The 20,246-nt window shown below is 66.0% G+C and carries 18 protein-coding genes and 4 tRNA genes; 12 read left to right on the top strand and 10 right to left on the bottom strand.

Going from position 1 to position 20,246, the window contains the following annotated elements:
* Positions 1-3 precede the first annotated feature (3 nt).
* Positions 4-1,053, top strand: coding sequence for a beta-N-acetylhexosaminidase (nagZ, locus tag K307_RS40105; protein WP_042886575.1), 1,050 nt, complete (start codon positions 4-6; stop codon positions 1,051-1,053).
* 89 nt (positions 1,054-1,142) lie between these two features.
* On the opposite strand, the gene efp is transcribed toward nagZ, so the two are convergent.
* On the bottom strand, positions 1,143-1,703 hold the full coding sequence (efp, locus tag K307_RS40100) for an elongation factor P (protein WP_042886574.1): 561 nt from the start codon (positions 1,701-1,703) through the stop codon (positions 1,143-1,145).
* A gap of 211 nt (positions 1,704-1,914) precedes the next feature.
* Entirely contained in the window at positions 1,915-3,075 is a 1,161-nt protein-coding gene (earP, locus tag K307_RS40095) for an elongation factor P maturation arginine rhamnosyltransferase EarP (protein WP_042886573.1), read from the bottom strand.
* Between the two features lie 112 nt (positions 3,076-3,187).
* Here earP and uvrC point away from each other — a divergent pair, with 112 nt between their 5' ends.
* The 6 genes from uvrC (at position 3,188) to K307_RS40065 (ending at position 8,176) form a co-directional block, all read left to right on the top strand.
* Positions 3,188-5,272 carry an excinuclease ABC subunit UvrC gene (uvrC, locus tag K307_RS40090; protein ID WP_051975400.1) on the top strand — a complete coding sequence of 695 codons (2,085 nt, stop codon included), beginning with the start codon at positions 3,188-3,190 and terminating at the stop codon, positions 5,270-5,272.
* 103 nt (positions 5,273-5,375) lie between these two features.
* On the top strand, positions 5,376-5,975 hold the full coding sequence (pgsA, locus tag K307_RS40085; RefSeq protein ID WP_042886572.1) for a CDP-diacylglycerol--glycerol-3-phosphate 3-phosphatidyltransferase: 600 nt from the start codon (positions 5,376-5,378) through the stop codon (positions 5,973-5,975).
* 175 nt (positions 5,976-6,150) lie between these two features.
* Positions 6,151-6,226: transfer RNA gene (locus K307_RS40080), tRNA-Gly, on the top strand.
* 59 nt (positions 6,227-6,285) lie between these two features.
* Positions 6,286-6,361 (top strand) — tRNA-Gly (locus tag K307_RS40075).
* 107 nt (positions 6,362-6,468) lie between these two features.
* A tRNA-Cys gene (locus tag K307_RS40070) sits at positions 6,469-6,542 on the top strand.
* Positions 6,543-6,943: 401 nt separating this feature from the next.
* Positions 6,944-8,176: a cation:proton antiporter gene (locus K307_RS40065; protein WP_080745386.1), complete on the top strand. Its 1,233-nt coding sequence runs from the start codon at positions 6,944-6,946 to the stop codon at positions 8,174-8,176.
* Positions 8,177-8,202: 26 nt separating this feature from the next.
* On the opposite strand, the gene K307_RS40060 is transcribed toward K307_RS40065, so the two are convergent.
* Positions 8,203-9,132 carry a LysR family transcriptional regulator gene (locus tag K307_RS40060; RefSeq protein WP_042886571.1) on the bottom strand — a complete coding sequence of 310 codons (930 nt, stop codon included), beginning with the start codon at positions 9,130-9,132 and terminating at the stop codon, positions 8,203-8,205.
* A 98-nt stretch (positions 9,133-9,230) separates the two neighbouring features.
* Between K307_RS40060 and K307_RS40055 the strand changes: the two genes are divergently transcribed.
* On the top strand, positions 9,231-10,331 hold the full coding sequence (locus K307_RS40055; RefSeq protein ID WP_042886570.1) for a YeiH family protein: 1,101 nt from the start codon (positions 9,231-9,233) through the stop codon (positions 10,329-10,331).
* A 75-nt stretch (positions 10,332-10,406) separates the two neighbouring features.
* Here K307_RS40055 and K307_RS40050 read toward each other — a convergent pair.
* Positions 10,407-10,493: transfer RNA gene (locus tag K307_RS40050), tRNA-Leu, on the bottom strand.
* A 208-nt stretch (positions 10,494-10,701) separates the two neighbouring features.
* Between K307_RS40050 and K307_RS40045 the strand changes: the two genes are divergently transcribed.
* From K307_RS40045 to K307_RS40035, 3 genes are all read left to right on the top strand, one after another.
* Positions 10,702-11,034: a hypothetical protein gene (locus tag K307_RS40045; protein WP_042886569.1), complete on the top strand. Its 333-nt coding sequence runs from the start codon at positions 10,702-10,704 to the stop codon at positions 11,032-11,034.
* A gap of 264 nt (positions 11,035-11,298) precedes the next feature.
* On the top strand, positions 11,299-11,592 hold the full coding sequence (locus K307_RS40040; RefSeq protein ID WP_042886568.1) for a hypothetical protein: 294 nt from the start codon (positions 11,299-11,301) through the stop codon (positions 11,590-11,592).
* A 161-nt stretch (positions 11,593-11,753) separates the two neighbouring features.
* On the top strand, positions 11,754-12,161 hold the full coding sequence (locus K307_RS40035) for a heme-binding protein (RefSeq protein WP_041681105.1): 408 nt from the start codon (positions 11,754-11,756) through the stop codon (positions 12,159-12,161).
* Positions 12,162-12,431: 270 nt separating this feature from the next.
* Here the strand turns inward: K307_RS40035 and K307_RS40030 are convergent, their stop codons facing one another.
* The 4 genes from K307_RS40030 to K307_RS40015 all read right to left on the bottom strand — a co-directional run bounded on the left by K307_RS40030 (position 12,432) and on the right by K307_RS40015 (position 14,919).
* A complete protein-coding gene (locus K307_RS40030) occupies positions 12,432-12,764 on the bottom strand; it encodes a hemin uptake protein HemP (protein WP_042888050.1) in 333 nt (110 codons plus the stop codon).
* 244 nt (positions 12,765-13,008) lie between these two features.
* Positions 13,009-13,422, bottom strand: coding sequence for an ExbD/TolR family protein (locus tag K307_RS40025; RefSeq protein WP_042886567.1), 414 nt, complete (start codon positions 13,420-13,422; stop codon positions 13,009-13,011).
* Positions 13,423-13,443: 21 nt separating this feature from the next.
* The gene (locus K307_RS40020) at positions 13,444-14,172 is read right to left on the bottom strand and encodes a MotA/TolQ/ExbB proton channel family protein (protein ID WP_042886566.1); all 729 of its coding nucleotides are present in this window, start codon (positions 14,170-14,172) and stop codon (positions 13,444-13,446) included.
* 87 nt (positions 14,173-14,259) lie between these two features.
* Positions 14,260-14,919 (bottom strand): energy transducer TonB, encoded by a 660-nt coding sequence (locus K307_RS40015; RefSeq protein ID WP_042886565.1) that lies wholly within the window; start codon positions 14,917-14,919, stop codon positions 14,260-14,262.
* A 500-nt stretch (positions 14,920-15,419) separates the two neighbouring features.
* On the opposite strand from K307_RS40015, the gene K307_RS40010 reads away from it, so the two are divergent.
* Positions 15,420-17,720, top strand: a complete 2,301-nt coding sequence (locus tag K307_RS40010) for an AAA family ATPase (protein ID WP_042886564.1) — start codon at positions 15,420-15,422, stop codon at positions 17,718-17,720.
* 13 nt (positions 17,721-17,733) lie between these two features.
* Here K307_RS40010 and murI read toward each other — a convergent pair whose 3' ends face one another.
* Both murI and K307_RS40000 read right to left on the bottom strand, forming a co-directional pair.
* Positions 17,734-18,543 carry a glutamate racemase gene (gene murI / locus K307_RS40005; RefSeq protein ID WP_042886563.1) on the bottom strand — a complete coding sequence of 270 codons (810 nt, stop codon included), beginning with the start codon at positions 18,541-18,543 and terminating at the stop codon, positions 17,734-17,736.
* Between the two features lie 98 nt (positions 18,544-18,641).
* A complete protein-coding gene (locus tag K307_RS40000; protein WP_042886562.1) occupies positions 18,642-20,165 on the bottom strand; it encodes a fumarate hydratase in 1,524 nt (507 codons plus the stop codon).
* Between the last annotated feature and the right edge of the window lie 81 nt (positions 20,166-20,246).

Genomic DNA, 20,246 nt, shown 5'->3' with positions numbered 1-20,246 from the left:
TCCATGCCCAAGAAGAATTCCGGCAAGCGGCCGGGCCCGGTCGTCCTCGACGTCGTCGGCAAGCAGCTCGACGCGCAAGATGCGCGCCGCATCGCGCATCCGCTGACCGGCGGTGTGATCCTGTTCGCCCGCAATTTCGAGTCGCGCTCGCAGCTGCAAGGGCTGACGCGCGCGATCCGCGCGGTGCGCGACGACGTGTTGATCTGCATCGACCATGAAGGCGGGCGCGTGCAGCGCTGCAAGACCGACGGCTTTACCCATCTGCCGGCAATGCACCGCCTGGGCGAGCTGTGGGACCGCGATGTGCTGGCCGCGACCAAGGCGGCGGTGGCCTGCGGCTACGTGCTGGCTGCCGAGCTGCGCGCCTGCGATATCGATTTCAGCTTCACTCCGGTGCTCGACCTGGGCTATGGCCGCAGCGCCGTGATCGGCGACCGCGCCTTCCACGCCGACCCGCGCGTGGTGAGCATGCTGGCCGGCCACCTGAACCATGGCCTGTTGCTCGCGGGCATGAGCAATTGCGGCAAGCACTTCCCCGGCCACGGCTATGTCGAGGCCGATTCGCATGTGGCGATTCCGGTCGACGAGCGCTCGCTGGACGAGATCATCGGGCAGGATGCGCGCCCGTATGAATGGCTGGGCCTGACGCTGTCGTCGGTGATGCCGGCGCACGTGATCTACCCCAAGGTCGATCCGAACCCAGCCGGCTTCTCGCGCTACTGGCTGCAGGACGTGCTGCGCACGCAGCTCGGCTTCGAGGGCGTGATCTTCAGCGACGACCTGAGCATGGAAGGCGCCAGCGTCGCCGGCAACGTGACCGAGGCCGCGCGCGCGGCGCTGACCGCCGGTTGCGACATGGTGCTGATCTGCAACCATCCGGACCGTGCCGACCAGCTGCTGACTGAGCTGGATGTCGGCATCGACAAGACCTCGCAGCGCCGCATCCGCAAGCTGTTCCCGCGCCGCAAGCCGATGGACTGGAACAAGCTGCAGCAGGAAGGGGAATACCGCGCCGCGCTGCGCACGCTGAAGGAGCACGCGCTGATCGCCTGATCGGAGCGTCGTGCAGAAATGCAAAAAGGCAGCCGAGGCTGCCTTTTTTCATACCGGCCCCGCTGAGAAGGCAGGGTCAAGCGAACGCCTTAGTTGGCGCGGCTGCGGTATTCGCCGGTGCGGGTGTCGATTTCGATCTTGTCGCCGATGCTGCAGAACAGCGGCACTTGCAGTTCGAAGCCGGTGTTGATCTTGGCGCCCTTGAGCACCTTGCCCGACGAGGTGTCGCCCTTGACGGCCGGCTCGGTGTAGACGATTTCACGGACCAGCGTGGTCGGCATTTCAACCGAGATGGCCTTGTCGTTGTAGAACACCACTTCCACGGTCATGCCGTCTTCGAGGTAGTTCAGCGAGTCGCCCATGCTGTCCTGCTCGACTTCGTACTGGTTGTAGTCGGTGTCCATGAACACGTACATCGGGTCAGCGAAGTACGAGTAGGTGCATTCGCGCCGCTCCAGCACCACGACCTCGAACTTGTCGTCGGCCTTGAACACCGACTCGCCCGGGGCGTCGGTCAGCAGGTTCTTGTACTTCATCTTGACCACGGCTGCGTTGCGGCCCGACTTGTTGTACTCGGCCTTCTGCACGACCATCGGATCGCCGCCGATCATGAAGACGTTACCGACGCGGAGTTCCTGTGCGATTTTCATCTGAACTGATTTCCTGAAATAGAAAGTAGGAATTTGGAATGGCGAAGGCGCGCTGCCGGCATCACCTGCGGTGAGCCTGTGAGCCCCAGCGAGAGGCATTCACGCGCTCGCGACCCCGTGCTCAGCTTGCATTCAGGTCTTCGCCCAAGGTCGTTTTGACGCTTGGGAGAGGCCCTGGTTCTCCGGCCCGGTCGCCATTTGGATCAACCGGTTATTTTACCTGATTTTCGCAAAACGCCACCATGTTGGCGGCAAGGTCGCCGGGATGCTGTATGCGCCGCTCCCAACGCGGTGCGACCGCGACAAGTGCCTGCAGGTGCGCACGCAGCCGCGGCCAGTCGAGAGCGGTGCCAAAGCCGTTCCAGGCGTGCCAGAAGTCCGTCAGCGCGCCGACCGCGTCGGGTTCAACGCCGCTCTGGCGGAACAGGTCGAGCCACGCGTCGAGCTTGGCACGATGTGCGGCATCGTCCTGGGGGTAGATTTGCCAGACCAGCGGCCGCGCCGCCCACTGCGCGCGCACGAACGAATCCTCGCCACGCACGAAGTTCAGGTCGCAGGCCCACAGCAGTTCGTCATAGTGCTCCTGGCGTACGAAGGGGATCTGCTGCACACACAGGCTGCCGCGCACTACCGGGTCGCCAATCCGCAGCGGGGCGCCTAGCCATTCGGCGACCTGGTCCGCGGCCAGGCCGGCGGGCACCAGGCAATGGACCGCCTCGGCGGTATCGCGCCATTGCTCCAGCAGCGCGGGCAGAGCCGGGTTGCGGTATGCAAACAGGCTCACGCGCAGCGTGCCGGGTCGGGGCGTCACGCTCAGCCGGTGCCACAGGGTCGCCTGGGTGGCCGTGCCGCCGAGGAAGGCGGCACGCTGCGCGCCCAGCATCGATTCCCGCAGCAGGCCGCCGGTGCCGGGTTCGAAACCGGGGAAGAAGAAATGCTTCACCAGCGGCAGTCGCGGATGGGGCGAGGGCATCGCATGGTGCTCCCGTACCCAGGGCTCGGCACTCATGTATTCCAGGTTGATCCAGGCGGGTTTGGGATGGCGCGCGGCCATGCGGGCCAGGAAGGCTTGCGGCACGTCACAGGCGAAGGCTTCGATGACGGCATCGTGCGGCTCGACCCCTGCAGTGTCATCCACGTCGCTGTCGGCATCCGGCCGCCACGGACGAATCTCCACGCCCGCCAGGCGCTGCACGGTGGCGCCGGTATCGAGTTCCGGCGCCAGCCGCGCGAAGCTCGCCAGGTCATCGACCCACAGCCGTACCGCGTGGCCGTGCTCCTGCGCGAGCTGGCGCGCCAGCCGCCAGCAGACGCCGATGTCGCCGAAATTGTCGATCACGGTGCAGAAGATGTCCCAGGAGCGGATAGGCATGGCAGGTGAGGGGAGCACGGGCGGGGCACCCGCTGAATTGCTCTAAACTTGCGATTTTAGAGGCCATGCCGCTTTTGGTGCGTGCAGGCCGTGTAGCGGTCACCGTCCCCCAATGTCCGACCAGCAACCCGATTCCCCGAAAAGCGCCGACGAAACGCCGGCCGAGTCACCGGCCGCCCAGCCTGCCGAGTTGAATGCCGAGGTGACTGCCGAGGTGACTGCCGAGGCGACACCTGAAGCCCAGCCGGAGCCGTTCGACCCCCGCCCGGTCATTTCCCGGCTGCCCGGCCTGCCGGGCGTGTACCGCTATTTCGATGCCGCCGGCAATGTGCTCTATGTCGGCAAGGCGCGCGACCTGAAGAAGCGCGTCTCCAGCTACTTCAACAAAACCCAGCTGTCGCCGCGCATCGCGATGATGGTGGCGCGCATCGCCCGTATCGAGACCACGGTGGTGCGCACCGAGGCCGAAGCGCTGCTGCTCGAGAACAACCTGATCAAGGCGCTGGCGCCGCGCTACAACATCCTATTCCGCGACGACAAGTCGTACCCGTTCCTGAAGCTGACCGGGCACCGATTCCCGCGCATGGCGTACTACCGAGGCGCGACCGACCGCAAGCACCAGTATTTCGGGCCGTTCCCCAGCGCCTATGCGGTGCGCGAGAGCATGCAGATCCTGCAGAAGGTGTTCCAGCTGCGCACCTGCGAAGACACTGTCTTCAACAACCGCACCCGGCCGTGCCTGCTGCACCAGATCCACCGCTGCACCGGGCCCTGCGTCAACGCCATCAGCGAAGAGGACTACGCGCGCGACGTCGCCAACGCGGCGCGCTTCCTGCAGGGCCGCCAGAACGAAGTGCTGGAAGGCCTGCAAGGCAAGATGGAGCAGCACGCGGAGCGGCTGGAGTTCGAGCAGGCGGCGGCGGTGCGCGACCAGATCGCGGCGCTGTCGACCGTGCTCAAGCGCCAGGCCGTGGAAGAGGTGGGCGGACAGGCGCGCGACATCGACGTGCTGGCCGTGGCCGTGGAGGGCGGGCGCGCCTGCGTCAACCTGGCCATGGTGCGCGGCGGCCGCCACCTGGGCGACAAGGCCTACTTCCCGGCGCATGCCGACGAGGCGGCGATGATCGTCGAGGATGCGGACGAGCGCGAAGCGATTGGCGACGAACAAGCCAGCGCCGCCGAAGCCGCGCAGCCGCTGACCGTCGATCGCATCGCCACGCGCGTGCTGTCGGCCTTCATGGTGCAGCACTACCTGGAGCAGCCCGCGCCGCCGATCATCGTGGTCAGCCACGTGCCGGACGACAGCGCGGTGCTGGAGGCGCTGACGCTGCACGCCGGCCGCAAGGTCGCGCTGGTGCGGCAGCCGCAGGGCCAGCGCAAGGTCTGGCTGGAGATGGCACAGCAGGGCGCGGCGCTGGCGCTGGCACGCCGGCTGGCCGAGCAGGGCAGCCAGGAGGCGCGCACGCGCGCGCTGGCTGAAACCATTGGGCTGGACCTGGAAGACCTGGCGCTGCTGCGCGTGGAGTGCTTCGACATCAGCCATACCGCCGGCGAGGCCACCCAGGCGTCGTGCGTGGTCTACCACCGCCATGACATGCAGAACAGCGAGTACCGCCGCTACAACATCCAGGACATTATCCCGGGCGACGACTACGCGGCCATGCGCCAGGTGCTGACCCGGCGCTACCAGAAGCTGGTTGAGCAGATCCAGGAAGACGGCGGGCTGGAAGCCGGCGGAGAAGCCGCGGCGCTGCTGCCGCAGATCGTGCTGATCGACGGCGGCAAGGGCCAGGTCGAGGTGGCACGGCAGGTGTTCGAGGAACTCGGCCTGGATATCGGCCTGCTGGTCGGCGTGGCCAAGGGCGAGGGCCGCAAGGTCGGCCTGGAGACGCTGGTGTTCGCCGATGGCCGCTCCTCGCTGGAACTGGGGCAGGGCAGTGCGGCGCTGATGCTGGTGGCGCAGATCCGCGACGAGGCGCACCGTTTCGCCATCACCGGCATGCGCGCGCGCCGCGCCAAGACGCGCACCACCTCGCGGCTGGAAGAGATCGAAGGCATCGGCGCGCGTCGGCGCCAGAAGCTGCTGACCCGCTTTGGCGGCCTGCGCGGCGTGATGGCGGCCAGCATCGATGAACTGGCCAGCGTGGAGGGCATTTCACGCGGCCTGGCCGAAGAGATCTACAGGCAACTGCACTGAGCGGGCCCGGCGGCCGGGCGGGAATATGGCCAATGATGGTCGATTGGTCCTGAAATCGGCGACAATCGCGGGATTGGTCACCGTTCCCCCGCCGCCGAGTTCCATGCCTTTCAATATCCCGATCCTGCTGACCTGGCTTCGCGTTGCCATGATTCCACTGGTGGTAGGGGTCTTCTACCTGCCCGATGCATGGCTGCCGATGCACACCAAGAACCTGACGGCGGCGTCGTTCTTCATCATCGCCGCGGTGACCGATTGGCTGGACGGGTTCCTGGCGCGGCGCTGGAACCAGACTTCGTCGTTCGGCGCCTTCCTGGATCCGGTCGCGGACAAGCTGATGGTGACGGCGGCACTGCTGTCGCTGCTGGCGCTGGACCGGGTTACGGACCTGATCGCGCTGGTGATCATCGGCCGGGAGATCACCATCTCGGCGCTGCGCGAATGGATGGCGCAGATCGGCGCGTCCAAGAGCGTGGCGGTGAATTTCCTCGGCAAGCTCAAGACCACGGTGCAGATGGTCGCGATTCCGCTGTTGCTCTTCAGCGGCCGCGTGTTAGGTTTCGACGCCTATGTGCTCGGCACCTGGATGATTTATGTGGCGGCGGTGCTTACGCTGTGGTCGATGATCTATTACATGAAACTCGCGTGGCCGCAGATCCGCGAACGCAGCAGTGCAGTGGCAGGGGCCGGCGCACCAAAGTGAAAAGAAATTCGAAAAAGGTGTTGACGACGAGAACAGTTCTTTGCATAATCTCATTCTCGTTGCTGACGACACAAACGAAAGCAGCGAAATGAGGGGTAAATAACGCAAGATGTTGCTCGATAGCAGCGAAATGCGGAATAAATAGCCTCAGAAGTTTTTGTGGTGGTAGCACCCTGCGGGAGTAGCTCAGTTGGTAGAGCGCAACCTTGCCAAGGTTGAGGTCGCGAGTTCGAGACTCGTCTCCCGCTCCAGGTTATCGAAGGTTTGATTTCGTGTTCGTACGCGGTCAGGCCGGCAGTAAAAGTTGTATGCGGGAGTAGCTCAGTTGGTAGAGCGCAACCTTGCCAAGGTTGAGGTCGCGAGTTCGAGACTCGTCTCCCGCTCCAATCCCCAGAGGGAAGCAACGCTTCCCTTTTTGTTTGGGTTGAATCGCCGTACGGTGCGCTCCGGCAGCATCGGCTGAATGCGGCTACAATCCAGCAGCACGTCACCTGGCGGGGTGGCAGAGTGGTTATGCAGCGGCCTGCAAAGCCGTGTACGCCGGTTCGATTCCGACCTCCGCCTCCAGTACCATGCAGAACGGCGCCTTGCGGCGCCGTTTTTGTTTTCCGGCGCCCGTTTGGTGCGCCACACATCCCGGCAACACAAAACGCCTGCCATTTCCGCGCATTGAGCGAGTGGCGGGCATGTTACATTACTCCTGTCGTACGCTTTTCGGGGTGCTCCGCCCGATGGACAGCGGAGCAGCATGTCAAACGCCATTCCCGATTCCGTGACGCGCCGCCAGGTGTGTCCGGGGCCGCTGCGGCACTTCCCGTTCTTTCCCCGCTTGCCCGGTTCCGACGCTGCCGATCGTTCCGCGCCGACCGCTGGTGCGCGCCGGACGCTGTGTCGTGGTGGCCGCGGAAAACAAACGGGTGGGATCCAGCCATCGCCGTTCAGCCCCTGACACGAGGAACCCCGCACGCATGCATCACGCCACCCCGCTTATCAGCACCATCGTCGGCGGTATCGTCCTGGCCTTCATCCTTGGCGCCATTGCCAGCCGGCTGCGCCTGCCGCCGCTGATCGGCTACCTGTGTGCGGGCATAGTGGTGGGGCCGCATACGCCCGGCTATACCGCCGACCAGGCGCTGGCGCCTGAGCTGGCGGAGCTTGGCGTGATCCTGCTGATGTTCGGCGTGGGACTGCATTTCTCGATCAAGGACCTGATGGCGGTGAAGCGCATTGCCATCCCGGGCGCGGTAGTGCAGATCGGCATCGCCACCATGCTGGGCATGCTGGTGGCGTGGGGCTTTGGCTGGTCGTGGGGACAGGGGCTGGTGTACGGGCTGGCGCTGTCGGTGGCCAGCACCGTGGTGTTGCTCAAGGCCTTGCAGGAACGCGACCTGGTGGAGTCGCCGCAAGGCCGCATCGCAGTCGGCTGGCTGATCGTGGAAGACCTGGCGATGGTGCTGGCGCTGGTGCTGCTGCCAGCCATGGCCGGCCTGCTGGCTGGCGCCGGCGAAGCGACAGGCGAGAGCGCGCCCGGCACAGGTGAAGTGGTGCTCGCGATCTTCGCGACGCTGGGCAAGGTGGCCGCATTCGTCGCGGTGATGCTGGTGATCGGGCGTCGATTCATTCCCTGGATGCTGGAGCGCATCGTCTGGACTGGCAACCGCGAGATGTTCCGCCTGGGCGTGCTCGCCACCGCGCTGGGCGTGGCCTACGGCGCGTATGCGCTGTTCGGCGTGTCGTTCGCGCTGGGTGCCTTCTTTGCCGGCATGGTGCTGGCGGAGTCTGAATTCAGCCATCGCGCGGCCGAGGAATCGCTGCCGCTGCGCGACGCCTTTGCCGTGCTCTTCTTCGTCTCGGTCGGCATGCTGTTCGACCCGATGGTGCTGGTCAATGACCCGTGGGGCGTGCTGTCGACGCTGTTCATTATCGTGGTGGGCAAGTCGCTGGCGGCGATGGGGATCGTGCGCGCGTTCGGCCATTCGGGCCAGACCGGCATGACCATCGCCGTGAGCCTGGCGCAGATCGGCGAGTTCTCGTTCATCCTCGCCAGCCTCGGCGTCTACCTGAAGATCCTGCCCGAGCGCGGCCAGGCGCTGATCCTGGCCGGCGCGCTGCTGTCGATCATGCTCAATCCGGTGCTGTTCCACCTGCTCGACCTGTACACGGCGCGGCGCAAGCGCAGCAGCGACCCGCAGCCGGCCTAAGCCCGGCAGTCCGGCAGTCCGGCGGCTCAGGCGCCGAGGCGCGGCGCCATGGTGCGCAGGTACTCGGTAAAGGCCAGCAGGCCCTGGGTCGGGAACTTGTCCTGGTGCACCACCAGCTGCAACGGCCGCACGATGCGCGGCAGGCCGTCGCGGATCGCGACCAGCGTGCCGCGTGCCAGTTCGTCCTGCACCACATGCAGCGACAGGCAGCTGACGCCGAAGCCGCTCATCACGGCGCGCTTGATCGCCTCGGCGTTGCCCAGCTCCAGCGCGAAGCGCAGCTCGCCCAGCAGCGGCACCAGCCTTTCCTCGATGACCTCGCGCGTGCCCGACCCGGGCTCGCGCACGATCCACTCGGCATCGCGCAGCGCCACGAGGTCGTGCGGCGCGGCCGCGAGCGGATGCGAAGGCCCGACCACCACCACCATCTCGTCATCGCACCAGGGCACGCTGCGCAGGTCGCGTTCATGGCTGGCGCCCTCCACCAGGCCAATGTCGGCCTCGAACTGCAGCAACGATTGCAGCACCTCGCGCGTATTGCCGATGCGCAGGTCCAGCGTGCACGGACCGCTGCGCGAGTGGCGGAAGCCCGCCAGCAGCGGCGGCAGGATATAGCTGCCGATGGTGTTGCTGGCCGCGATGCGCAGCTGAACCCCGGTCTGGGTGGCGAAGCGCTCCAGCTCCTGCGCCTGGTCCAGCAGCGACAGGGCGCGCGGGAAGAACTGGCGGCCGGTCTCGTTGATGCTCAGGCGGCGGGCGACGCGGTCGAACAAAGGGCTGTCCAGGGCACGCTCCAGTTCGGCCAGCGATGCGCTGACCGCCGACTGCGACATTGCCAGTGCCTGCGCCGCCGCCATGGTGCTGCCGTGCTGGGCCACGGCGACGAATACGGAGAGCTGGCGCAACGTCAGCCGCAGGGGGCGTTGGTCCGGGCGGGGTTCTGGGCGGTGTTCCATATCGAAAGAATCAATAACGCATAACGATATTACCCGTTTTACGGGTTAATGGCGCGACAGTACGCTTGAGGCACTAAAGAACACAACCCGAGCCTGCCATGTCTTCTGTCTCCGCTTCCCGCACTGCCCAGGCCGCCGCACCGGCCGCCTTGCCCGCGCCCTGGTCGCAGCGGCTGCTGACGCTGGTCCCGCTGGGCGGCATCGCCTGGCTGGCGATCGCGCTGGCGGAGCACCCCGCCGTGTCGCGCTACGGACTGAGCGCACTGACGCTGGCCATGTGCGCCGGCATGGTCGCGGCCAATACGCTGCCGCGCCACTGGCTGGCCCCGCTGGCGCCCGGCATGCAGGTCGCGCGCCACTATCTGCTGCGCCTCGGCGTGGCGCTGTACGGGCTGCGGCTGACGTTCGCGTCGATCGTCGCGCTGGGGCTGCCGGGCATCGTGGTGCCGCTGACGATGCTGGTCGCCACGCTGCTGTTCGGTACCTGGGTCGGCACCAGGTTTTTCGGGCTGAGCCGCCGCGAGGCGATCCTGGTCAGCTCGGGCAGCGCCATCTGCGGCGCGGCCGCGGCCATTGCCGTGTCGTCGGTGGTGCGCACCGATGACAAGCAGACCGCCGTGGCGGTGGCAACGGTGGTGCTGTTCGGCACCGTCGGCATGCTGCTCTATCCCTACCTGTACGAACTGGCGACCGGCCACTGGCACTGGGCCGTCAGCGAGCGCATGTTCGGCATCTTCACCGGCGCGACGCTGCATGAGGTGGCGCAGGTGATCGCCGCCGGCAAGATGATCAGCGAGCCGACCGCCGATGCTGCCGTGGTGGCAAAGATGGTGCGCGTGCTGGCGCTGGGACCGCTGCTGCTGGTGATGGCGCTGTGGCCGCAGGGCGGCGGCGCGCAAGGGGAAAAGGCGTCGGCCGGCGGCAACCGCCTGCGCGGCATCATGAAGTCGGTGCCGTGGTTCGCGGTCGGGTTCGTCGCGGTGATGGCGGTCAACTCGGCCGGCGCCGTGCCCACGGCCTGGAAGGCGCCGCTGATTGCGCTGGACAACTGGCTGCTGGCATGCGCGATGCTGGCGATCGGCCTGCACACCCGCATCGGCGACCTGGTGCGTGCCGGACGCAAGCCGCTGGCGCTGGCCGGTGTGCTGTTTGTGTTCCTGATGGGGCTGGGCGCGCTGCTGTGCTACGCGATGGCCTGAGGCGGCAAGCGGGGAGTGACTGGGGAGGGGGCGATCGCCCTCTCTTTTCTTTTGGAGGCTGGGCGGCAATGTGCCTGGTGCGGCCGACGGGACTCGAACCCGTAAGCCCGGAAAGGCGGCAGATTTTAAGTCTGCTGAGTCTACCAATTTCTCCACGGCCGCACGGCAAGCCCGGTATTGTGGTGGCTCCGCAATCCGGATGCAAGCGCGCAACAGTCGTCCTTCGTCGCAACCCTCCAAACTACGCGCGCGGAGCCCAAAAGTGACGGGGCTGTTACCGCCGGTAACAATGTCGTGCCGTCCGTTTCACCTGGAAATTTCCCAACCTCTACAATACCGATTAAGAGAAATCTCATTTTGAGAGGCGGATATGAAACGTTGGTGGCTCGCAGCATTCGGTGTCGCAGCCGGGTTTGCGTCTGGGGCGGCAATGGCCCATGTGAGCGTCGGCGTGGCGGTCGGCGTCCCGGGCGTTGTGATCGGCGGTCCGGCCTACTATCCGCCCGCTCCTGTGTATTATGCGCCCCCACCTCCGGTGGTGGTGGCACCGGCGCCGGTCTACTATGGCCCGCCGCGTCCGGTCTACTACGGTCCGGGTTACTATGGCCCACCGCGCTACTACGGCCACGGCTACCGCGGCTACTATGGCCCGGGATACCACGGCCACGGCCACGGCCATGGCCACGGTCGCTGGCGCGACTGAGCGGCGTAAGCAAGCTTTTTGAAAGACAGGGCCCTTCGGGGCCCTTCGCTTTTTCGCTTGCCGCACTGCGACATGCGCCTCTGAAGCCGGTTCCCGGAAATTCGCCCCTGTCTTTAGCGCAGTCAAAATATTTGAACGGACTGCTCAAAGCGTCACTTCATCCGCATAAGGGTTTTCCCCTAGACTAATAGAATGACATCGTGATGACGCCGCCAACTCGCGTCGCGCCGATGCCTGTACCAATCAAAAGGCAAGGGGAATCTCATGACACTCAAACAAACCATTGCTGCCGCCTCCGTACTGGCCGCGCTCTGCGCTGCGTCCACCACCGCGTTCGCGGCTGTCGGCAAGGTCGACCCATACCTGGATGGCGCCAAGATCGGCGCTGTGGATCCGTACACCGACGGCGCCCGGATGGGCAAGCCTGACCCGTTCACCGATGGTGCCCGCATCGGCAAGCCTGACCCGTACACCGACGGCGCCCGCGTCGGCAAGACCGACCCGTTCACCGACGGCGCACGCATGGGCAAGCCGGATCCGTTCTCGGACGGCGCCTGATACAAATTTTGCCCGAACGACAAATGGCCCGCTTCCCGCGGGCCATTTTGCTTTGGCGCGCGCCGCCTGCAAAGCCGGCGGGGGAGCGCCTGGGCAAGACGATGGCAGGGGTGCGGCGCTATACTTCGACCTTCAACCAAATGAATGACCAGGAGAGTGGCATGCAGCAAAAGACGGTTCTGACGGCAGACGACGTGAAGAAGATCATGGCCGCAGCGGAAACCGAGGCAAAGAACCATCACTGGGCGGTGTCCATCGTGGTGGTGGATGACGGCGGCCATCTGCTGGCCATGCAGCGCCTGGACGGTGCCGCGCCGATCTCCGCCTACATCGCTGGCGAGAAGGCCCGTACCTCGGCACTGGGCCGTCGTGAGTCGAAGATCTACGAAGACATGATCAACAACGGCCGCTACTCGTTCATGACCGCGCCGGTGCTGCAAGGCATGCTGGAGGGCGGCGTGCCCATCGTCTGTAACGACCAGGTGGTCGGTGCCGTGGGCGTGTCGGGCGTAAAGTCGACCGAAGACGCGCAGATCGCGCGCGCCGGCATCGCCGCGCTGGGCCTGTAAGGTCCCTGCCGGCCAACGCGCCGGCCCATGAAAAAGCCCCGCAGGCCTGGCCTGCGGGGCGCAATAAAAGAGGGCATGGCTGGATCCGACCGGCCTGGCGAGGGGTCTGAAATCCCGCCGGCGGCACGCACATCTGGCTACTGCCCAACACCTCGTTCCGAGGTGGTCCCCACAAAAGTCTTTACTGCCACGTTCGTGGCGCCCGCGCCGAACGCGGGTCTCAAATCCTTCCCATCGGCTTCAGCGCAACGGCATCGCCGCCGGGACGTGTCATTTCGTCAGGATCAGCTTGCCGTAGCGCGTGACGCGCAGCGTGTAGACCTCGCCGTTGTGCACGATCGGCAGGGTGCTCGCGCCGCGCATGATCGCGTCCAGCGCCACCGGTTCGCCCATGGGGGCGGACGACAGGCTGTCGCGCACCAGTGCCTCGATGCGGGCGGGCAGGGCGGCAACGGCAGACTTGACGGAGGCAATGGTCGACGGGGCTGTCTTCGCGGCTGCCGTCTCGCGGCGCGGCTGGGCGGCCACCTCGACGCGGCGCAGCGACAGCCGGCGGCGGGTGACTTCACGCGGTTGCGACAGCGGCAGGGAAAGTGTGCTCATCATCTGGCTCCGTTCTGCAATGAGAGGGTGCGCCGGTGGCGGCGCGTCAATGGAAGGATATTAAATGAGAATTGTTATCATTACAATAGGGTTTGGCTAAGATTCGGAAACCGACGATGCGGCTTGGCCGCGGCTGTTGGGGCGGGGCTAATCGTCCCGGTTCGGGCAACGGATCGAACCCGTAAACGAAAAAAGGGCATCCCGAGGGATGCCCTTTCTGGCCGGGATGCCTGGCGGCACCCGCTTACTGCTTGGGTTCGGTGATAAAGCCGATCTTGCCCAGGCCGCCATGCTGCGCGGCGGCCATCACCTCGGCCACGCGCTCGTAGCGCACCTCGCGGTCCGCGCGCAGGTGCAGCTCAGGCTGCGGCTGCTGCTTGGCGGCCAGCGAGATATTATTTTCCAGCGTGGCCTGGTCCACTTCCACCTGGTTCCAGAAGACCTTGCCGCTCGCGTCGATGGTGACGTTGATGTTCTGCGGCTTCGGGTCGTTCGGAGTGTTGGTGGCGCGCGGCAGGTCGACCTTCACCGCGTGGTTGATCACGGGGATGGTGATGATGAAGATGATCAGCAGCACCAGCATGACGTCGACCAGCGGCGTCATGTTGATCTCGCTCATCACCTCGTCGTCGTCGCTGTCGAGAGTACCGAATGCCATGATGACTTCCTTGCTTGCGGTTTAGCGCTGTGCCGCGGCCAGGCGCACGGTGCCGTCCTCGGTCCGGGCACCGGTCGGGCGCACACGGGCACCGGTCACGAAGTAGGCATGCAGGTCGTGCGCAAAGCGGTTCAGCTTCGAGATCACCGACTTGTTGCCGCGGGTGAGTGCGTTATAGCCCAGCACGGCCGGGATTGCCACGGCCAGGCCGAAGGCGGTCATGATCAGCGCCTCGCCCACCGGGCCGGCGACCTTGTCGATGGTCGGCACGCCCGAGGCGCCGATACCGATCAACGCGTGGTAGATGCCCCACACCGTGCCGAACAGGCCGACGAACGGCGCGGTCGACCCCACCGAAGCCAGCACCGCCAGGCCCGACTGCATGTGCGCCACCGAGTCGTCGATGGAGCTCTTGAGCGAGCGCGTCAGCCAGTCGGAGATATCCATCACGTCGTGCAGCTGCGGCTGGCTCGCGCGGTGGTGCTGGGTGGCTTCCTTGCCGGCGACGGCCAGCGTGCGGAACGGGTTGGCGTCGCTGGCGCCCAGGGTTTCGAGCGCGTGGTCGAAGTCGTCAGAGTGCCAGAAGCGCTTTTCCGCGCCGTGCGCCATCTTCTTCAGGCGGAACAGATCCCACGCCTTGGTAAGGATCACGATCCAAGAGGCGAGCGACATGATCAGCAGAATGATGGCGGTCGCACGCATGACGAAGTCGCCTTGCGTCCAGAGGTGGGAGAGTCCGAGGTCCTGCATGTGTTGGTTCCTGGTGAGTTCGCTAGGGTTAGGTCAGATCAGAGATCAGAAACCGGATCGCGCGATCGGTTCAGTGGGTTCAGTGATTCAGTTCAGTTCGAAGCCGATCGGCTGCTGCGCCGTGACGGCGACGGCACGGCCGTTGTCCATGTAAGGCTTGCAGCGCATCGCCTGCACCGCTTCCACCGCGGCCTGGTCCAGGCGCGACGAGCCGCTCGACGATACCACCGCGGTCTTGATGACCTTGCCGCTCTCGTCGGTGGTCAGCCGGATCACGGCCTTGCCGGTTTCGCCCATGCGGCGCGACTGGGAAGGATACTTCGGCTGAGGCGACGAGCACTGGATTTCGCCGATGCCGACCGCGCGCGGCGCGGTTGCCACCGGGGCCGGTGCGGGCTCAGGCGCCGGTGCCGGCGGAGCGGGAGGTGCCGGTGGCGCCTCGGGCGCGTTCGGTGTGGGCGGCAGGTCGGCCACCGGTTGCGGCGTCGGCCGGGGTTGCGGCGGCGTTGGCTTGGGCGTGGTGATCTTCACCTGCTTGGACGGCGTTTCCTGCTTGGGTTTGGGCTTGGGCGGCTCGGGCGGGGCTTCCTGCTTTGGCTGCTCGAGCGGGATGATGCGCGCGACGATCTCGGGCGCGATCACGGCCTCGGTCAGCTTGCGCCCCAGGCCGCTCTGGATCAGGTAAAGCAGGCCGGCGTGGAACAGCAGGACGGCGAGCGTAATCTTGAAGAAGCGTTGGTCGAACATGTGTCAACAACAAAAGTCTGCCGGCAGGCGCGAGGACGCCTGCAGCGGTGCACGCAGCGGCACTGGCGCACCGTCACTTGCGATAGAACAGGATCAGCGAGATGCCGCAACCGACCAGCAGGCTGAGCAGCAATTCCATGATAAACGCTCCTTCAACAGGGTTGCCGTGGGAGCGCCACTCTGGGGTAGCGGGTCAGCGGGGTAGTATAAACGATAATGATTCTTATTTGTTGTGATTTGTGCGTCGCAACTGGAATTTTCTGCCACGACACGTTATACCCCCAAATCCAGGCAGCGTTTTGGAACGCTTAGCGCAATCTCACGCGGGTTTGCGCGCCCGCAACCAGCCAGATGCTTCGGTGGCCCAGGCCACAGTCGCTGGCGCCTGACCTTCCCGTGCGTGCGCGGAGGGGGGCAAAGCGCGCTAGCATAGGAAGAAACTGCAGACGAGGCGGTGCGCCGGTCGCGCCCCCGCCACGGCGCGCTCGGGGAACCCGTCCATGGACTTCACACGTTCCGCTGAAGATGACCGCTCGACGATTCTGCGCTCCATGCCCGGGACGTCGTCCAGCTCCGCGCTGGACTGGATGTGCGCCCAGTTTGCCCTGCGCGTGGTGTGCGCGCTGGGCCCGCGCTTCAATTTGCGCAGCAATATCAATGACGTCCTGACCGTCAGCGCGCAGGAAATGGTGTGGCCGTACGGCGTGGTGCTGCGCGTGCAGCGCTTTCTGGCCGCGCGCTGCGCCGACATGCCCGCCTGGAAGGGCGCCTCGCGCCTGACCCCTGAAGAATTCCTGGACCGCCACGGCCAGTGGAACAGCGCCTTCGATGAAAGCGCGCTGTTCTATTACCTGGACGAGTACGTCAAGCATCACGCCAAGGACATGTTCGCGGTGTTCGACGCCTCGGCCGCGGCCATCGCCCAGCGCCTGGAAGGCGAGCGCGTGCTGCTGGTGCGCAATATCGACATGCTCAGCCACGTGCTGGACCTGCCCGAGCACGAGCGCAAGCTGCTGCTGTACGCGGCGCTGGCCAAGTACAAGCGCGACTTGCGTGCGGTAATGGTCGACTGCAAGGTCGCGCACAGCCAGGAAGCGTTCCAGATCCTGGCCGGGCTGACCGGCGCCGGCGCCGCCGACGTGGCTGCCTCGCTGCGCCCGGGCTCGCGGCTGGAGACCCTGAACCTGATCGAACAGCCGCTCCCGGAAAACAGCGTGACCGACCTGGGCGACCTGATGCGGCTGTCCGACCGGCTGCTGCACGTGCTGCTGGGCAACTACGCCAACGAAGCTGAGATGATGGCGGTCTTCACCCGCCCGGCCGCGCCGCCCACGCTGACCACCGCCGACTACCCGCATGTCGAGACCGACGCCCGCTACCTGTGCGCGCTGCTGGCTAATGCCACGCGCCAGCATGCCAGCGGCGTCAACGTGCTGATCTACGGCCCGCCCGGCACTGGCAAGACCGAGTTCGCGCGGCTGCTGGCGCGCGAGGCAGGTTGCGAACTGTACGAGGTCGACTGCCTGGACCGCGACGGCAACAGCCTGTCGGGCAAGGACCGCTATCGCTCGCTGCAGGTGTCGCAGGCCTTCCTGCGCGGCCGTGCGCATACCGCGCTGCTGTTTGATGAGGTGGAAGACGTCTTCCCCGGCAGCGCGCGCGAGCTGATGAGCCTGTTCGGCCAGGAAGACACGCGCGCCTCGGTGAACGGCAAGGCCTGGGTCAACCAGACGCTCGAGCAGAATCCGGTGCCGGTTATCTGGATCTCCAACTCGATCCGCCAGATCGACCCGGCCTACCTGCGCCGCTTCCAGTTCCACCTGGAACTGAAGATCCCGCCGCCGCTGGTGCGCGAGAACATCATCCGCAAGCATTTGGGCGGGCTGGACGTCAGCGACGCCTTTATCACCGGGCTGGCCGCACGCAAGACGCTGACGCCGGCACAGGTACAGTCCGCAGCGCGCTTCGTCGAGCTGGCGCGGCCCGATGTGGAAGAGCCGGTGGAAGCGCTGATCCTGCGCCAGCTCGAGCACGCCGACCGCGCCATGGGGCTGCGCCCGGAGGCCGAGGCCCGGCCGGTGGTCACGCACTACCGGCTGGAGAACCTGCATCTCGAAACCCGCTACGAGGTGGTGAAGATCGTCGAAGCCCTGCGCGTGCGCCAGCGCGGCACGCTGTGCTTCTACGGCCCGCCCGGCACCGGCAAGACCGCACTGGCCGAGCATATCGCCGCCGAGCTGGACCTGCCGCTGATGATCCGGCGCGCCTCGGACCTGATGAGCAAGTATGTCGGCGAGACCGAGCAGCAGATCGCCGCCATGTTTGCGCGCGCCGAGGAAGACGGCGCCGTGCTGCTGCTGGACGAGGCCGACAGCTTTATGCAGAGCCGCCAGCAGGCGGTGCGCAACTATGAGATCTCCGAGGTCAACGAGATGCTGCAGGGCATGGAGCGCTTCAACGGCATCTTTATCTGTACCACCAACTTGTTCGACCGCATCGACGAGGCCGCGCTGCGGCGGTTTTCATTCAAGATCCGTTTCCTGTCGCTGAAGCCCGCGCAGCGTGCGGCGATGTTCGTCGACGAGGCACTGGACGGGGATACCGCGCGCCTGACCGATGCCATGCGCCGGGAGCTCGATGCGATGGATTGCCTGACGCCGGGCGACTTTGCCACCGTCAAGCGCCAGTGCGTGCTGCTGGGCGAGGCGCTGACGCCGGATGAATTCCTGGCGCAGCTGCGCCAGGAGCATGCAATCAAGCCCGAGGTGCGGGAGCACCGGCCGCTGGGCTTTCTGCAGTAGGGGCCGGCGCCGGCTAGAACACCGGCGCCGGCTCGATCACCACCGTCTCGGCATCGGCCTGCACCTGCAGCAGCGTGGCTGCCATGGCGCGCAGGTGCGCGGCGTCCTTGGTGGAGGCAAAGCGGTCGTGCGGCGCGGCATCGGGCGCGGCGGCCATGCCGTGCTCAGCGAGTTTGCGTGCGAGCTGGCGCGCGATCGCGCTGCCGGTGTCGACCAGCGCCAGCTGGTCGCCCACCATCGCGCGGATGGTGCCGGAGAGGAAAGGGTAGTGGGTGCAGCCCAGTACCAGCGTGTCGGCGCCGGCTTCGAGCATGGGCGTGAGGTAGGCATCGAGCCGCTCGCGTACGGCGGGGCCGTCGACATCGCCTTGCTCGATCAGCGACACCAGGCCAAGGCCGGCTTCGCAGATAAAACGGCTCTCGCCATCCAGCGACGCCAGCAGCCGCGCGAATTTGGCGCTCTTGAGCGTGTTGGCGGTCGCCAGCACGCCCACCACCTTGCTGCGGCTGGCCGCGGCGGCCGGCTTCAGGCCCGGTTCCACGCCGATGATCGGAAGCGGCAGTTGCTTGCGCAGCAGCTCCACGGCATGGCCGGTGGCCGTGTTGCAGGCGATCACCAGCGCCTTGCAGCCCTGGGCGATCAGCCACTCGCAGGCCTGCAGGGTGCGCGCTTCGACAAACTTCTCGGGCTTCTCGCCGTACGGCGCGTATTTCGAATCGGCCAGGTACAGCAGCGATTCATGCGGCAGCAGCGCGCGGATCTCGCGCAGCACGGACAGGCCGCCAAGGCCGGAATCGAAGACGCCGATGGGTGCGGGGTTCACGGGGATGCGGGTTGCAACAGGAATGAGAGGCAGAAAAAAGCCGGGTCGGAACCCGGCTTTTTTCGAGCGCGACGGCAGATTCTACCGCCTCGCCAACCTTACAGCGCGGCGACCGGGATCTTGCCGATCTTGGCTTGCCATTCGGCGGGGCCGGTCTTGTGCACCGAGGTGCCTTCGCTGTCCACGGCGACCGTCACCGGCATGTCCTTGACGTCGAACTCGTAGATGGCTTCCATGCCGAGGTCTTCGAAGCCGACCACCTTGGCTTCCTTGATCGCCTTGGCCACCAGGTAGGCGGCGCCGCCCACGGCCATCAGGTAGGCCGACTTGTGCTTCTTGATGGCCTCGATCGCCACCGGGCCGCGCTCGGCCTTGCCGATCATCGAGATCAGGCCGGTCTCGGCCAGCATCATCTCGGTGAACTTGTCCATGCGCGTGGCGGTGGTGGGGCCGGCCGGGCCGACCGCCTCGTCGCGCACCGGATCGACCGGGCCGACGTAATAGATCACGCGGTTCTTGAAGTCCACGGGCAGCTTCTCGCCCTTGGCCAGCATGTCGGCGATGCGCTTGTGCGCGGCGTCGCGGCCGGTCAGCATCTTGCCGTTGAGCAGCAGGGTCTGGCCCGGCTTCCACGAGGCGACTTCTTCCGGCGTCAGCGTGTTCAGGTCGACGCGCTTGGAGGTCTCGGTGTTCGGTGCCCACTCGACCTTCGGCCATTGCGACAGGTCAGGCGCTTCCAGCTTGGCCGGGCCGCTGCCGTCCAGCGTGAAGTGCACGTGGCGGGTGGCGGCGCAGTTGGGGATCATCGCGACCGGCTTGGACGCGGCGTGCGTCGGGCAGGCCATGATCTTGACGTCCAGCACGGTGGCCAGGCCGCCCAGACCCTGCGCGCCGATGCCGAGCGCGTTGACCTTCTCGTACAGCTCGACGCGCAGTTCCTCGACCCAGTCCTTCGGGCCGCGGGCGATGATGTCCTGGATGTCAATGGACTCCATCAGCGATTCCTTGGCCATCACCATGGCCTTCTCGGCGGTGCCGCCTATGCCGATGCCTAGCATGCCCGGCGGGCACCAGCCGGCGCCCATGGTCGGCACGGTCTTCAGCACCCAGTCGACGATCGAGTCGGACGGGTTCAGCATCACGAACTTGGACTTGTTCTCCGAGCCGCCGCCCTTGGCCGCGACCTGGATGTCGACGGTGTTGCCCGGCACCACTTCGTAGTGGATCACGGCCGGGGTGTTGTCCTTGGTGTTCTTGCGGGCGCCTTCGGGCGGGCTGACGATCGAGGCGCGCAGTACGTTGTCGGGGTGCGTGTAACCGCGGCGCACACCCTCGTTGATCATGTCAGTCAGGCCCATCGTCGCGCCGTCCCAGCGCACGTCCATCCCCACCTTGACGAAGATCGTGACGATGCCGGTGTCCTGGCAGATCGGGCGCTTGCCCTCCGCGCACATGCGGCTGTTGGTCAGGATCTGCGCAATCGCGTCCTTGGCCGCCGGACTCTGTTCCAGCTCATAGGCGCGGCCCAGGCTGGTGATGTAGTCCATCGGGTGGTAGTAGCTGATGTACTGCAGGGAGTCGGCGACGCTCTGGATGAGGTCTTCTTGCTTGATGACAGTCATTTTGTGGGGGTGGGCAGCGGTGAAACACAGCGCGAAATCATACACTGAGCCGCGGCCTTCTGCCCGGGTGCATACATCGGT

The organism is Cupriavidus necator A5-1 (assembly GCF_000744095.1).
GTDB classification, from domain to species: Bacteria; Pseudomonadota; Gammaproteobacteria; order Burkholderiales; family Burkholderiaceae; genus Cupriavidus; species Cupriavidus necator_A.
Note: the sequence above shows the minus strand (reverse complement) of the source record. Positions and strands in the feature narration are given on the sequence as shown.

Excerpts from the sequence above, each read along its gene's own strand:
- nagZ (WP_042886575.1), top strand. The coding sequence starts at position 4 with ATGCCCAAGAAGAATTCCGGCAAGCGGCCGGGCCCGGTCGTCCTCGAC.
- efp (WP_042886574.1), bottom strand. The coding sequence starts at position 1,703 with ATGAAAATCGCACAGGAACTCCGCGTCGGTAACGTCTTCATGATCGGC.
- earP (WP_042886573.1), bottom strand. The coding sequence starts at position 3,075 with ATGCCTATCCGCTCCTGGGACATCTTCTGCACCGTGATCGACAATTTC.
- uvrC (WP_051975400.1), top strand. The coding sequence starts at position 3,188 with ATGTCCGACCAGCAACCCGATTCCCCGAAAAGCGCCGACGAAACGCCG.
- pgsA (WP_042886572.1), top strand. The coding sequence starts at position 5,376 with ATGCCTTTCAATATCCCGATCCTGCTGACCTGGCTTCGCGTTGCCATG.
- K307_RS40065 (WP_080745386.1), top strand. The coding sequence starts at position 6,944 with ATGCATCACGCCACCCCGCTTATCAGCACCATCGTCGGCGGTATCGTC.
- K307_RS40060 (WP_042886571.1), bottom strand. The coding sequence starts at position 9,132 with ATGGAACACCGCCCAGAACCCCGCCCGGACCAACGCCCCCTGCGGCTG.
- K307_RS40055 (WP_042886570.1), top strand. The coding sequence starts at position 9,231 with ATGTCTTCTGTCTCCGCTTCCCGCACTGCCCAGGCCGCCGCACCGGCC.
- K307_RS40045 (WP_042886569.1), top strand. The coding sequence starts at position 10,702 with ATGAAACGTTGGTGGCTCGCAGCATTCGGTGTCGCAGCCGGGTTTGCG.
- K307_RS40040 (WP_042886568.1), top strand. The coding sequence starts at position 11,299 with ATGACACTCAAACAAACCATTGCTGCCGCCTCCGTACTGGCCGCGCTC.
- K307_RS40035 (WP_041681105.1), top strand. The coding sequence starts at position 11,754 with ATGCAGCAAAAGACGGTTCTGACGGCAGACGACGTGAAGAAGATCATG.
- K307_RS40030 (WP_042888050.1), bottom strand. The coding sequence starts at position 12,764 with ATGAGCACACTTTCCCTGCCGCTGTCGCAACCGCGTGAAGTCACCCGC.
- K307_RS40025 (WP_042886567.1), bottom strand. The coding sequence starts at position 13,422 with ATGGCATTCGGTACTCTCGACAGCGACGACGACGAGGTGATGAGCGAG.
- K307_RS40020 (WP_042886566.1), bottom strand. The coding sequence starts at position 14,172 with ATGCAGGACCTCGGACTCTCCCACCTCTGGACGCAAGGCGACTTCGTC.
- K307_RS40015 (WP_042886565.1), bottom strand. The coding sequence starts at position 14,919 with ATGTTCGACCAACGCTTCTTCAAGATTACGCTCGCCGTCCTGCTGTTC.
- K307_RS40010 (WP_042886564.1), top strand. The coding sequence starts at position 15,420 with ATGGACTTCACACGTTCCGCTGAAGATGACCGCTCGACGATTCTGCGC.
- K307_RS40000 (WP_042886562.1), bottom strand. The coding sequence starts at position 20,165 with ATGACTGTCATCAAGCAAGAAGACCTCATCCAGAGCGTCGCCGACTCC.